The 12,435-nt window shown below is 71.6% G+C and carries 11 protein-coding genes; 4 read left to right on the top strand and 7 right to left on the bottom strand.

Going from position 1 to position 12,435, the window contains the following annotated elements; genetic code table 11:
- Positions 1-4: 4 nt before the first annotated feature.
- The 4 genes from ACT01A_RS14920 to ACT01A_RS14905 form a co-directional block, all read right to left on the bottom strand.
- Complete coding sequence (locus ACT01A_RS14920; RefSeq protein ID WP_445147875.1) at positions 5-727, bottom strand: DUF3105 domain-containing protein; 723 nt, start codon at positions 725-727, stop codon at positions 5-7.
- A gap of 77 nt (positions 728-804) precedes the next feature.
- Positions 805-1,626, bottom strand: a complete 822-nt coding sequence (locus tag ACT01A_RS14915; RefSeq protein WP_445147874.1) for an alpha/beta fold hydrolase — start codon at positions 1,624-1,626, stop codon at positions 805-807.
- Positions 1,627-1,716: 90 nt separating this feature from the next.
- The gene (locus ACT01A_RS14910; protein WP_445147873.1) at positions 1,717-2,244 is read right to left on the bottom strand and encodes a PadR family transcriptional regulator; all 528 of its coding nucleotides are present in this window, start codon (positions 2,242-2,244) and stop codon (positions 1,717-1,719) included.
- A gap of 98 nt (positions 2,245-2,342) precedes the next feature.
- Positions 2,343-4,334: an FAD-dependent oxidoreductase gene (locus ACT01A_RS14905; RefSeq protein WP_445147872.1), complete on the bottom strand. Its 1,992-nt coding sequence runs from the start codon at positions 4,332-4,334 to the stop codon at positions 2,343-2,345.
- 79 nt (positions 4,335-4,413) lie between these two features.
- On the opposite strand from ACT01A_RS14905, the gene ACT01A_RS14900 reads away from it, so the two are divergent.
- Both ACT01A_RS14900 and tkt read left to right on the top strand, forming a co-directional pair.
- Positions 4,414-5,298, top strand: coding sequence for an SDR family oxidoreductase (locus tag ACT01A_RS14900; RefSeq protein ID WP_445147871.1), 885 nt, complete (start codon positions 4,414-4,416; stop codon positions 5,296-5,298).
- A 53-nt stretch (positions 5,299-5,351) separates the two neighbouring features.
- A complete protein-coding gene (tkt, locus tag ACT01A_RS14895; protein ID WP_445147870.1) occupies positions 5,352-7,391 on the top strand; it encodes a transketolase in 2,040 nt (679 codons plus the stop codon).
- 78 nt (positions 7,392-7,469) lie between these two features.
- Here tkt and ACT01A_RS14890 read toward each other — a convergent pair whose 3' ends face one another.
- Positions 7,470-8,828 carry a transglycosylase SLT domain-containing protein gene (locus ACT01A_RS14890; protein ID WP_445147869.1) on the bottom strand — a complete coding sequence of 453 codons (1,359 nt, stop codon included), beginning with the start codon at positions 8,826-8,828 and terminating at the stop codon, positions 7,470-7,472.
- 39 nt (positions 8,829-8,867) lie between these two features.
- Between ACT01A_RS14890 and ACT01A_RS14885 the strand changes: the two genes are divergently transcribed.
- Positions 8,868-9,758: a DNA-methyltransferase gene (locus ACT01A_RS14885; RefSeq protein ID WP_445152834.1), complete on the top strand. Its 891-nt coding sequence runs from the start codon at positions 8,868-8,870 to the stop codon at positions 9,756-9,758.
- On the opposite strand, the gene ACT01A_RS14880 is transcribed toward ACT01A_RS14885, so the two are convergent.
- Both ACT01A_RS14880 and ACT01A_RS14875 read right to left on the bottom strand, forming a co-directional pair.
- Positions 9,724-10,692 carry a sortase gene (locus ACT01A_RS14880; protein WP_445147868.1) on the bottom strand — a complete coding sequence of 323 codons (969 nt, stop codon included), beginning with the start codon at positions 10,690-10,692 and terminating at the stop codon, positions 9,724-9,726. The genes ACT01A_RS14885 and ACT01A_RS14880 overlap by 35 nt on opposite strands.
- Positions 10,693-10,701: 9 nt before the next feature.
- The gene (locus ACT01A_RS14875) at positions 10,702-11,046 is read right to left on the bottom strand and encodes a hypothetical protein (protein WP_445147867.1); all 345 of its coding nucleotides are present in this window, start codon (positions 11,044-11,046) and stop codon (positions 10,702-10,704) included.
- A gap of 156 nt (positions 11,047-11,202) precedes the next feature.
- On the opposite strand from ACT01A_RS14875, the gene ACT01A_RS14870 reads away from it, so the two are divergent.
- Positions 11,203-12,375 carry a saccharopine dehydrogenase family protein gene (locus tag ACT01A_RS14870; protein WP_445147866.1) on the top strand — a complete coding sequence of 391 codons (1,173 nt, stop codon included), beginning with the start codon at positions 11,203-11,205 and terminating at the stop codon, positions 12,373-12,375.
- Positions 12,376-12,435 lie beyond the last annotated feature (60 nt).

Genomic DNA, 12,435 nt, shown 5'->3' with positions numbered 1-12,435 from the left:
TCCCTTACTGGATCAGCTCCGGGCCCTTGTCGGTGAAGCGGTCGCGGAAGGCGCGCAGCGCGTCCCACGTCTTGTCGTTGACCGTCTTGCAGCCGATGAGCTGCGTCCACGCCGTCGCCGCGACCTCGTAGGGCATCTCGGTGTTGTTCTGGAACAACACCATGTGGTAGCCCTCCGCGCCCTTGTTCTTCTCGTTAAAGAGCGTGTTCAGCTGGTCCTTGACCAGCTTGGGCGCGGTCGGCGCGTACTGGAGCTCGATGCGGCCGTGCTCCAGCGTGTGGACGTAGTTCTCCTTGTCGGGCGTGTTGGCCGGCGCGTACACGCCGTCCGCGGCCGGCGTCGGCCGGTGGTCGCCCGACGTGGGCGGGTTCGTCTTGTACTTGTTGTTGACGGCCGTGTCGGAGTTGAGGTGCGTGCGGCCCTCGGACGTGTAGTGCTTGTACACGCAGCCGGAGGCCTTCACGGCCTCGTCGAAGTCCGTGACCTTGCGGGCGGGGATTGCCGCCTTGGCGTAGGCGTCCTCGCCGTTGGCCGCGGAGCTCTTGTTGTCGTCGCCGCCGCCGCTGGCGACGATCGCGCCGATCACCGCGCCTACGGCGACGATGCCGAGCACCCCGGCACCGACCAGCTGCAGCCGGCGCTTGCCCGCCACCTTGCTGTCCTCGGCCTTTTGACGTTCCTCGCGCTCCTTGCGGAGGCGCTCCTTCTCTTCCTTGCGGCTCGCCACGCGCGAGAGCCTAGCGGTGCGCGGATGAAGGGTGCGTAAAGCTCATGACGATCCGTCAACCGCCTCGCGAGGTCCGGCTACGCCGCGGCCGCCGCTCGCCGCGGCGCCCAGCAGTGATCCAGGAAGCCCGCGATCTCGTTGGTGAGCCGCTCAGGCGTGAGGCGCAGCTCCAGCAGCGAGTCGGCGCGCAGCAGCCGCGCGTCCGGCAGCTCGTGCACGAGCGCGTCGGAGTCGCTGAACGGGTGGACCGGGTCGCGGTCGTGTCCGATCACCAGCGCGGGCACGTCGATCGTGCGCCGGACGTCGCGGTGCGGCGCGACCCGCCCGAAGAACAGGCCCTGGAGGACCGCGGCGCTCGGGCCGGGCTGTTGGCGGACGGTGTCCAGCAGGACGTCGGCGCCCCAGACGCGCCCCGTCGGGACCTTGCGCGTGACCCACGAGACGCCCTTCATGACCGGCTCGCCGAACGTCAGCGCGCACATCAGCGGCGTGAACGCGATCGCGCAGCCCAGCAGCGCGTTGTCGAGCACCGGCATCTCGACGACCATCCCGCGCACGCGCTCGGGGTGCGCGGCGGCGGCCTCCAGCGTCGTGTTGGCGCCCAGCGACGTCCCGGCCAGCACGGCCTCGTCGACGCCGAGGTGGTCCAGCAGCCCGATCACCTGCTCGCCGAAGAACGGCATCGAGTAGGCGGACATGTCCCGCGGGCGGTCGGACTTGCCGTGCCCGAGCAGGTCCATCGTGACCACGCGATGGCCTTCGGCCGCCAGCGTGCGCGCCAGCGGCTTGTGCATCTTCTGGCTCAGCAGCAGCCCGTGGAGCAGGACCGTCGTGCGCGGGCCGTCCCCGAAGACCGTGTAGGCGAGCCGGCGACCACCGTGCTCGAAATACGTGGACATGCGTGAACGCTAACGGCGCTCGCGGCGTCCGCGCGCCATCACATCGGCCAGGTGGCCCGAACCGGGCCGTTTGGCCGCCGTCGCCGCTCGCTACGCCGCGTCTTCGGCGACGCTGTCGAGGCGGTCCAGGGCCCATTCGGCCCACTCCGCTCGCGCTTGGGCCCAGCGCAGCCCGGCCTCTAGCGCGATCCGCTGCGAGCGCTCGGCGGGCGTGGCGGGGCGGCGGGCGGCAGCCGTCGCGCGCAAGGAGCGCAGCGTCTCCTGGGCGGCGTCGCGCTCGGACTCCACGTGCGCCCGCGCCGCCGCGGGCTCCATCAGCCACAGGAAGTACGTGCGCAGCGCGGACTCGTCGCGCACCGTGCGGTCCGGATCGGTCTCCGAGAGCCACTCGCGCACCGCCGCGACGCCCGCGTCGGTGATCGCGTAGGTCTTGCGCCCGCGCGGCCCCGGCTCGCCCGGCTCGATCAGGCCCTCGCCGGCCAGACGGTTCAGCTCGGGGTAGATCTGCGAGTGGCCCGCAGTCCACGTCGAGCCGACCGACGCCTCGAAGCGCTGGTCCAGCTCGTAGCCGCTCATCGGCCGCTCGGCCAGCAGTCCGAGGAGGGCGTGGCGGAGCACCTGTCGCTTAGGCGGCGGCCCGGGAATGTCCGGATGATGACATGTCGATTCCGACGTGTCCTAAAGAACACGTGAATTCGGTGCGTCGCTGTCCCAGATCAGACCGCCGCGGCGATCGCCTCCGCGGTCCGGTGCGCCAGCGCCATCGTCGTGAGCATCGGGTTGGTCCCGCTCGCGGTCGGGAAGGCAGAGGCGTCGCCGATCCAGACGCCGGGCGTGTCGTGCAGCTCGCCCCACGGGCCGGCCACCGACGTCTTGGGGTCGGTGCCCATGCGCGCGCTGCCCATGTGGTGCAGCGAGAACGTCGCGTGCTCGAAGGGCGACAGCGGCGCGTCGTGGATCCGCTGCGCGTAGTCGTCCAGGGACTCGGCGCCGTCGCGCAGCCAGCGCTGCGGCTTGCGGTGCAAGGTGATGATCTCGCTGGCGCCCGCCGCGTCGTGCATCCGCGCCATCGTCTTCAGCCCGTGGCGGAAGTGCGCGAGGTCCATCGCGTCGTCGAACGGATAGGTGTGGATCGGCTGCCCGGCGCCGTCGATCGTCACCCGGCCGTGGCCGCGGTCGCGGATCAGGAAGACCATCGCCGAGGACTGCGGCCCGCGCGCCATGTCGGCCTTGTGCTGCTCGCCGGTCTCCCACGGGACCGACGTGCCGGTCACGCCCGGCGAGGCGTGTGAGGTCTCGACCAGGTACCCGTAGCCGTCGGCGAGGTTGTTGTACTCCATGCTCAGCGCCGTCTGGGGCGCGCCCCACCACGCCTTCTGGGTCTCGTCGTAGACGCCGATGACGGCGGTCGCGGGGTGCAGGCGCAGGTAGTCGCCCGCGGCCGGGCCGCCGATGCCGGAGCGCAGCAGCAGCGCCGGCGTGTCCAGCGCGCCCGCGGCGACCACGACCTGCGGCGCGCGCACGACCACGCGCGTCGGCGCGCCGGTCTCGGGGTCGACGTAGGTCGCCTCGATCCCCGCCGCGCGGCCGTTCTCGGTCAGGACCTTGTCCGCGCGGCAGTTGACGACGAACCGCGCGCCCGCGTCGGCCGCGTCCTGGAGGTAGGTCTTCAGCGTGCCGAGCTTGGCGCCCGACACGTCGCCGAAGCCCATCAGCCCGGCCAGGTCGGCGTCGTACTTCTCCGGGTCGGCGTTGCGCGTGATCGCGCGCCCGTCGATCCCGAGCTTGGCCGCCGCGTCCAGCACGCGCTGGTTGGGGCCGTTGGCGTCCGAGCACTGGTCGGTCACGCCGATCCGCTTGCTCACCTCGTCGAGATGGCGGTCGTATGCGGCGCCGCTCAGGCCCTCCAAGCCGTACGTCTGCTCCCACTCCTCGCGGACCCAGTCGTAGGTGCGCAGGCAGTTGGTCCAGTTGACCGTCGAGCCGCCGCCGAGGTTGGACCCGGTCATCAGCGCGACCTGGCCCTCGGCGGTCTGCGCCAGCCCGCCCGCGCGGTAGAGGTTCTGGTAGGCCCACAGCTCGAGCTGGTTGAAATCGGACTCGTTGTAATAGCCGCCGGCCTCGAGCACCACGACGTCCTTGCCCGCACCCGCGAGCTTGCCGGCGATCACGCCGCCGCCGCTGCCGGAGCCGATCACCACGACGTCGGCGGTCAGGGTTAGCTCGCCGCCGGAGGGCCGCGTGATCCCGATCGTCTTCGGCGCCTCGTCGGCCGACGGCGGCACCGCGCGCGGGCCCGGGTAGCCGATCGCCTCCCAGTTGGGGTTCTTGCCGTTCGTCGGATCCGGGATCGCGTAGAACAACAGGAACGTCAGCGCGCGCAGGCCGCTCAGGCCCGCCAGCGCGCCCGGGTCGCTGTCCATGAAGCCGTGCAGGATCGCCTCGCGCACGGGCTGCGGCGCGCCGTCGAAGCCCTGGGCCTGCAGCGCGTCGAGCAGCTGCCGGATGCCCTCGACGTCGGCCTCGGGCACCGCGCCCGATGAGAGCTGCTGCGCGATCGCGGCGTCCACGCCGAGATCGGAGCCGCGCCGCGCCCAGAAGCCCGAGGGGTCGTCGTCCCGCGCCACCTCCGGGGCGAAGGTGTCCACGAGCTGCTTGAGCGTCGCGAGCTGGACTTCGGACAGGAGAACCGCGACCGGGGTTGACACGGTGTCAGCGTACCTCGCGCGGTCAAGCCCGGTCTGTTACGGTGACGCCCCCGTCATCTTTGTCTGGAGGCTCTGTCCCATGGCCAAGCAGCACCGCATCCTCACCGGCCAGGTCGCCGCGATCACCGGCGCCGCCCGCGGCATCGGCCGCGCCACCGCGCAGGCCTTCCTCCGCGAGGGGATGAAGGTCGCCATCGGGGACCTCGACCTCGCCACCGCGCAGCAGACGGCCAAGGAGCTCGGGCACGGCACCGTCGCCTTCGAGCTCGACGTCACGCAGCGCGAGTCGGTCAAGGCGTTCCTGGACGGCGCCGAGGCGCAGCTCGGCCCGATCGACGTCCTGGTCAACAACGCGGGGATCATGCAGGTCGGCCACACGATCTGGGAGGAGGACGACGCCACCACCCAGCGCATGATCGACATCAACGTCAACGGCGTCATGCACGGCGTCAAGGAGATCGTCCCGCGCTTCCTGGCGCGCGGCCGCGGCCACGTCGTCAACGTCGCCTCGACCGCCGGCAAGGGCGGCTTCCCGGGCGGCGGCACCTACTGCGGGACCAAGCACTATGTCGTCGGCCTGACCGAGGCCCTTCGCGCCGAGCTGCGTGGCACCGGCGTCGAGGTCTCCTGCGTCATGCCGGTCGTCGTCAACACCGAGCTGGCCAGCGGCCTGACCGAGACGCGCGGCGTGAAGACGGTCCAGCCCGACGACGTCGCCGGTGAGATCGTCTCCGCCCTGCAGGACCTGCGCTTCGACGTCTTCGTCCCGCGCTCGGTCGCGGGCATCACCAAGGTGATGAACCTGCTCCCGCGCAACGGGCGCGAAGGCCTCAGCCGCGCGCTGAAGGCCGACCAGGTGCTGATGCAGATCGACGAGGGCAAGCGCGCCGCTTACGAGCTGCGGGCCTCCAAGTCGGATCCGTCGCTGGAGGCCGGTGACCCGACCAGGCAGTTGACGCCGTGACCAGGCGGTCATTGGCCCTGTAGTAGGGCCTTCGGCGGGGTAGGTTGTGATGTATGGAAGCCGCCACCACCTCCACCTCGATCGACCAGCTCGGCGTCGACACGATCCGCACGCTGTCGATGGACGCCGTCCAGAAGGCGAACAGCGGCCACCCCGGACTTCCGCTTGGCATGGCTCCTGCCGCGTACGTGTTGTACGCGAAGGTCATGCGGCACAACCCGAAGGACCCGGACTGGCCCGACCGCGACCGCTTCATCCTGTCCGCCGGCCACGGGTCGATGCTGCTCTACAGCGTCCTGCACCTGTCCGGCTACGACCTGCCGCTGGACGAGCTGAAGAAGTTCCGCCAGTGGGGCTCGCTGACCCCGGGCCACCCGGAGCGCGACCGCGTCCACGTCACGCCGGGCGTCGAGGTCACGACCGGGCCTTTGGGTCAGGGCTTCGCCAACGGCGTCGGCATGGCGCTCGCGGAGCGTTTCTTGCGCGACAAGTACGGCGCGGACGTGATGGACCACTACACCTACGCGATCGTCTCCGACGGCGACCTGATGGAGGGCATCGCCGCCGAGGCCGCGTCGATCGCCGGCCAGTACGGCCTGGGCAAGCTCGTCTACCTCTACGACGACAACTCGATTTCGCTCGACGGGCCGACGTCGCTGTCGTTCAACGTCGAGGACGTCGGCAAGCGCTTCGAGGCCTACGGCTGGCACGTCCTCGAGGTCCACGACGCGCAGGACCTCACCGCCATCGAGCAGGCGATCGAGGAGGGCAAGCGCCGCGACGACGCGCCGACGCTCATCCGCGTGAAGTCGATCATCGGCTACCCGTCGCCGAACAAGGCCGGGACGTCGAAGGCGCACGGCGCGCCGCTGGGCGACGACGAAGTGCGCGCGACGAAGGAGGCGATGGGCTGGGACCCCGACAAGGACTTCTACGTTCCCGACGGCGTCTACGAGGAGTTCGCCAAGGCGGCTGAGCGCGGCGCCGCGGCGCAGGCCGAGTGGCAGTCGCGGCTCGATGACTGGAAGGGCGCCAACGCCGACGCCGGCAAGGAGTGGGACTTGGCGTGGGAGGGCGGCTCCTACGGCGGCCGACCGCTGCCGGGCCTGAAGGAGGCTCTGCGCAACGTCGACTGGGGCGACAAGGACAAGATCGCCACGCGCTCCGCGGGCCAGAAGGCGATGGCCGTCATGTCGCCGTTCGTCCCGACGCTCGTCGGCGGAGCGGCGGACCTGAGCGAGTCCACCAAGACCGAGTTCCCGGGCGGCGACGACGAGCGCTACTCCAAGGCGCACTCCGGGCGCAACGTGTTCTGGGGCGTGCGCGAGCACGGCATGGGCGGCGCGGTCAACGGCCTGGCGGCGCACGGCGGCATCCTGCGGCCCTACGGCTCGACGTTCCTCCAGTTCGCCGACTACATGCGCGGTTCGATCCGGTTGAGCGCGCTCACCGGCCTGCGCGTCGCCTGGGTCTACACGCACGACAGCGTCGCGCTGGGCGAGGACGGCCCGACCCACCAGCCGGTCGAGCACCTCGCCGCGCTGCGCGCGATCCCGGGCCTGGTCGTCCTGCGGCCCGCCGACGGCAACGAGACCGCCGAGGCCTGGCGGGTCATGATCGAGGACCTCGAGGGCCCCGCCGTCCTCGTGCTCTCGCGCCAGGACTTGCCGATCCTCGACATCGACTTCGACGGCGTCGGCCGCGGCGCCTATGTGTTGAAGCCAGAATCGGATCCCGCCCGCCCCGAGCAGGTCGCGCTCGTCGGCACCGGCTCGGAGGTCAGCACCGCCCTGGAGGCCCAGAAGCTGCTGGCCGACCAGGGCATCGGCGCCCGCGTGGTGAGCATGCCCTCCTGGGAGCTCTTCGCCGAGCAGGATGACGCCTACCGCGACGAGGTCCTGCCGCCGACGCTGCCGAGCGTCTCCGTAGAGGCCGGCGTCTCCATGGGCTGGGAGCGCTGGGTCGACCGCACCGTCGCCATCGACCGCTTCGGCGCCTCCGCACCGGGCCCCCTCGTCCTCGAGAAGCTCGGCATCACCGGCGAGCACGTCGCCCAGGTCGCCAAGGACCTGCTCTCCGCCACCAACTCCTAGGAGTTGGTCGCGGGGCGATCCGGGTCGTCTCGTGGTGAATAGTTCACCATCAGGCGACCCGGACCGCGAAGTGGGGCGCTAGCTGGCGCCCGCCCGCGGGCCGACCGTGATGTGGATCACGTCCGGCTCGCGCACCCAGGCGATGAGGTCGAGGGCGGTGAGGCGGTCGAGCCAGAACTGGAGGGCTTGGGCCTGGGCCGGAGAGCGATACCGGCGCGAGAGGTCGAAGGCGTAGCCGGTGGCGTGGGTGGAGGGCTCGGCCTCGACGCCCTCGCCGACGAAGCCCTCGCCGCCGGAGGTGGTGGAGGCCTTGGTGACGATGACCGGCGCGGTCTTGGCCACGGTTTGCACGCCCAGTGCGAGCTGGCGCAAGAGGATCAGCGCGGGCGCGCGCAGCGAGCGCTCGCCGACCGGGCCGGACGCGAGCGCGCGTGACACCCGCAATGCGCGTCCGTCCACGACCGCGAGGTCGCTCGTCTTCAACGCCTCGGCGCTGTCGAACACCGGCGTGGTCGTCGGCGGGCGCAGGACGTGCTCGGCGCTCGGCCAGTCCTGGAGCTCGTCCTGGGCTTCCAGCTTCTTCGGGTCATCCCGGTAGAGCTTCATGATGGCCTTGGCCGCGCCGATGCGCCACAGGTAGGTCGAGGAGTCATCGCCCAACGACGACAACACCTTCCACGCGGCCGCATGGCGGATCGGCGTCGAGTCGAAGAACAGCTGGGCGTAGGGGATGTCGTCGTTCCCATAGGCCTTCAACGCGCGCTGAAGGTTGCCGACGCCCATGTGGTAGCTCTCGACCGCGAGGTCCTTGCGACCGTGCAGGTTGTCGGCGGCGAACTCCAGGTAGCGCGTCGTCGCCTCCAGCGCCTTGCGCGGGTCAAAGCGCTCGTCGACCTTGCGCCGCTGCGCCTTCAGCCGCGCGATTCGCTTCTCGGACTGCGACCGCGCGATCGAGCGCGTCAGCTTCTCCGACCTCGCGACGTCGACCTTCAACCCCAACAACCCGGTCCCGGTCTGCGCGAGGATCTGCGTCAGGCCGACGGCGCTCTCCAGGTCGTCGCTGGCCGCCACGTCGGGGCGGCCGCCGCTCTCCAGGAAGACGATCGCCTCGAGCGTGTCGGCGTCCTGCCCCGCCCGCCGCGCGACATCCGAGACCGTCGGCCGCAGCGCCTCCACACGCCGCGCCGTCTCCATCACGCCGCCCGGCGACTTGGCGTACAACACGTGCGAGAGCCCCGCCGCAGCGCGCTCCTCGAACTCCGCGCGGCGGTCGCCGTCATAGGCGAACGGGTCGCGCGTCGCGTCGGTCGAGCCCGCCCCGGGCGCCAACGTCCGCGGGCCTTCGTCGGTGCCGTCGCGCGCGAGCAGCGCCAGCACGATCGCCGCGAGGATCACGGCCACCAGGAGGGCGAGCTGGGCGGTGGCCCGTCGGCGCATCGTCCGGTCACCGTGCCACATTCGCGGGCCTTGCGCGTCCTGCCCGATCCCCCGACCGCCCCGCTCGCCCTAGGCGATGAGGACCTTCTCATCCGCGGCGAGAACCTGAGCGTCCTGCCGTACCTGCCCGACGGCGCGTTCGACGTCATCTACATCGATCCGCCGTTCAACACCGGGCGGGCCCAGGCGCGCGCGTCGCTGCGCGCGGTGGCCGATCCGGACGGCGGCACGCGCACCGGCTTCGGGGGCCGCAGGTACCGGACCGAGAAGGTCGACGGCCCCGCGATGGCCTACGACGATCGCTTCGAGGACCTGCCCGCCTACCTCGAGCCGCGCCTGCACGAGGCCAAGCGCCTGCTGGCTCAGCACGGGACGCTCTACGTCCACCTCGACCCGCGCGAGTCGCACTACGTCAAGGTCCTGCTGGATCAGATCTTCGGCCGCCAGTGCTTCCTCAACGAGCTGATCTGGGCCTATGACTACGGCGCCAAGCCGCGCCGGCGCTGGCCCGCCAAGCACGACGTGATCCTCGTCTACGTCAAGGACCGCGACGCCTACCACTTCGACGACGACGAGGTCGACCGCGAGCCCTACATGTCACCCGGCCTGGTCACGCCCGAGCAGCTCGCGCGCGGCAAGCGGCCGACCGACGTGTGGTGGCACACGATCGTGCCGACGTCCGGCGCCGAGCGCACCGGCTATCCGACGCAGAAGCCGCTCGGCGTGGTGCGCCGGTGCGTGGCGGCGTCGTCCAAGCCCAACGGCTGGTGCCTGGACTTCTTCGCCGGGTCGGGGACGCTCGGCGTCGCGGCGCGCGAGCTGGGGCGGCCGTTCGTGCTCATCGACGCGTCAGCCGACGCGATCGACGTCTGCGCTCAGCGCCTGGGCGGTGGCGCTACGCCGGCGTCGACGACGCCAGCCGCGCGCTGACGACGATCCGCTTCGCCGCGCTGTAGAGCGGGTGGCAGGCGGTCAGCACGAGCTTGTTGGCGCCCGCGTGCGAGACCAGCGAGGACGCGTCGTCGGGCGTCGTGATCCGCGTCCCGGTCACCTTGTAGGTGAACGTCCCGTACGGCATCCGCATCACGATCCGCGAGCCCTTGACCAGCTCGTCGACACGGCGAAACGGCGCGCCATAGGTCGTGCGGTGGCCGGCCAGGCCGACCGTCCCGGTCATCCCGGGCAGGACCGTGCCGCGGTAGTGGCCGGGGCCCTTCTTCAACGAGTCGTGGGTGGTCGACTCCACGAACACCGTCTTCAGCCCGATCCGCGGGATCGAGACCGACCCAAGGGCCTTGCCATCGCCGCGTGCGGTCGACAGCGCCCGGGCCCGTCGGCGCAGCTTCTCGGACGCCGTCTCGTTCGGCGCGCCGGGCGTGGCGCGCATCGTCTCCTGCAGCTGGGAGAGGTCGTTGCGCAGCGCCGCCTGGTCGTGGGACTGCTGCAGCGCGGTCAGCGGCTCCTGCCAGAAGATCGTCAGCAGGCCGTCGGTGATCAGCGCGATCCCGGCGACCGCGCCCGCGAGGAGCGCCATCCGCCGGACCCGTCGCCACGCCGAAGAGCGCGGGCGCCCGCCATCCGCCGCGGCGGGCGAAACGGGCGCGGCCACGGCCGGAACCGCCGCCGGAGCGACGTCATCGCGCGCATCGAGGCGCGCTTGCAGCTCGGCGAGGCGAGCGCGGAGGTCGGCCGCGTCTGCGGCGGCCATGGAGGCGACGTCGGCGAGCGTGCGCTCGGCGGTGCGACGACGCTCCTCGGCGAGGGCGAGCGCCTCAGTGAGACGCTCGACCTCGCGCTGGAGGTCGGCGACGGACGTGCGACGCGCCCCCAGAAGGGGCGCGACGCGCTCGTCGCCTGCGGCCATCAGGCCGGCTTAGTTCTGGCCGCGGCGGCGCTCGCGAACGAGCAGCGCGACCGTGCCGCCCGTCAGCGCGAGGCCGAAGGCGATCAGCAGGAGCGGCTCACCGCCGGTGAAGGCGAGCGAGTCGGGCGCGGACGCCGTCGTCTGAGCGGCGACCGTCGGAGCGACGCTGTCCTCCTCGTCGGCCTCCGCCTCGGGAGCCGTCGTCTGCGTCTCCTCGGTCGTCTTCTGCGTTGAGGTGGGCGTGGTGTTGGTGTAGCCGCTGAGCGGCTCGGTGGTCGTGCTCTGCGCGGAAGCGATCCCGGCGGCGAAGAGCATGCCGGCGACCATCAGAGCCAGGGCGAAGCGGAAGCGCACGGTGCGAAGTCCCTCGGTCGGATCAGGTTGGACAACAGCGAATCGTACAAGTTCTTGCGCGATGCACTGTCAGACGGGTCATCGGCAACATGCCCGGAACCTCGGGAGCGTGCACGCGGGTTTGCACAAGTTGGACGTATGAGAGGCTCCTCAACCATGTCCGAACGTACATTCGATGTCGCTCTATTGGGCGCAACGGGGTTCACCGGGGCGCTGACCGCGGCGGAGATCGCGGCGCGTGCGCCGGCGGATCTGCGGTGGGCGTTGGCGGGACGCAGCCTCCAGAAGCTGGAGGCGGTGCGCGAGCAGGTGGTCGCCGCAGCGCCGGGCGCGCCCGCGCCGGAGCTGGTGATCGCCGACGTGACCGACCCGGCCTCGCTGGGCGCGCTGGCGGCGTCGACCCACGTGCTGACGACGACCGTCGGGCCCTACGCGCTGCACGGCGAGCCGGTCGTCGCCGCCTGCGCCGAGCACGGAACGGGCTACCTCGACCTGACCGGCGAGCCGGAGTTCGCCGACCGCATGTACTGCGCCCACCACGCGCGGGCCGTGGAGACCGGCGCCCGGATCATCCACGCCTGCGGCTTTGACTCGATCCCGCACGACCTCGGCGCGCAGTTCGCGGTTGAGCAGCTCCCAGAGGGCGTGCCGCTGACCGTGCGCGGCTACGTCCGCGGCGGCGGGCGCATCAGCGGCGGGACGTTCGCCTCCGCGCTGACCGGGTTCAGCCGCCCGCGGCAGAACTACGCCGCCGCGAAGGCGCGCAAGGCCGCCGAGCCGCCGCGCGACCCGGCGCGGTCGATCAAGCCCGACGCTGGCCGACCCCACCGCGCCCGCGGCTACTGGGCGGTGCCGCTGCCGACGATCGACCCGCAGGTCATCGCCCGCTCCGCTCGCGCGCTGGAGCGCTACGGCCCGGAGTTCCGCTACGGCCACTACGCCGCGGTCAAGCGCCTGCCGATCGCCGTCGGCGGCGTCGCGGGCGTGATGAGCCTCGTCGCCGCCGCCCAGATCGGCCCGGTCCGGCGCGGGCTGCTGTCCAAGCTGCCTCAGGGCGACGGCCCGACCGACGCCCAGATGGCCGCCGGCTGGTTCACGGTGACGATGGTCGGCGAGGGCGGGGGACAGCGCGTGGTGACCGAGGTCCGCGGCGGCGATCCCGGCTACCGCGAGACCTCCCGGATGCTCGCCGACGCCACCCTCTGCCTCGCCCTCGACGACCTCCCCGAGACCGCCGGCCAGGTCACGACCGCCCAGGCCCTCGGCTCGAAGCTCCGCGAGCGCCTGATCGCCTCCGGGATCCGCTTCGACGTCCTCGAACGCGGCTGAACGGTCCGTTCGCAGACCAAATAGAACAAACTCCGTAGGAAAAAGGGTGAATGCGGGGAC

The sequence above is a fragment of the Baekduia sp. Peel2402 genome (assembly GCF_052567285.1).
Note: the sequence above shows the minus strand (reverse complement) of the source record. Positions and strands in the feature narration are given on the sequence as shown.

Excerpts from the sequence above, each read along its gene's own strand:
- ACT01A_RS14915 (WP_445147874.1), bottom strand. The coding sequence starts at position 1,626 with ATGTCCACGTATTTCGAGCACGGTGGTCGCCGGCTCGCCTACACGGTC.
- ACT01A_RS14900 (WP_445147871.1), top strand. The coding sequence starts at position 4,414 with ATGGCCAAGCAGCACCGCATCCTCACCGGCCAGGTCGCCGCGATCACC.
- tkt (WP_445147870.1), top strand. The coding sequence starts at position 5,352 with ATGGAAGCCGCCACCACCTCCACCTCGATCGACCAGCTCGGCGTCGAC.
- ACT01A_RS14890 (WP_445147869.1), bottom strand. The coding sequence starts at position 8,828 with ATGCGCCGACGGGCCACCGCCCAGCTCGCCCTCCTGGTGGCCGTGATC.
- ACT01A_RS14880 (WP_445147868.1), bottom strand. The coding sequence starts at position 10,692 with ATGGCCGCAGGCGACGAGCGCGTCGCGCCCCTTCTGGGGGCGCGTCGC.
- ACT01A_RS14870 (WP_445147866.1), top strand. The coding sequence starts at position 11,203 with ATGTCCGAACGTACATTCGATGTCGCTCTATTGGGCGCAACGGGGTTC.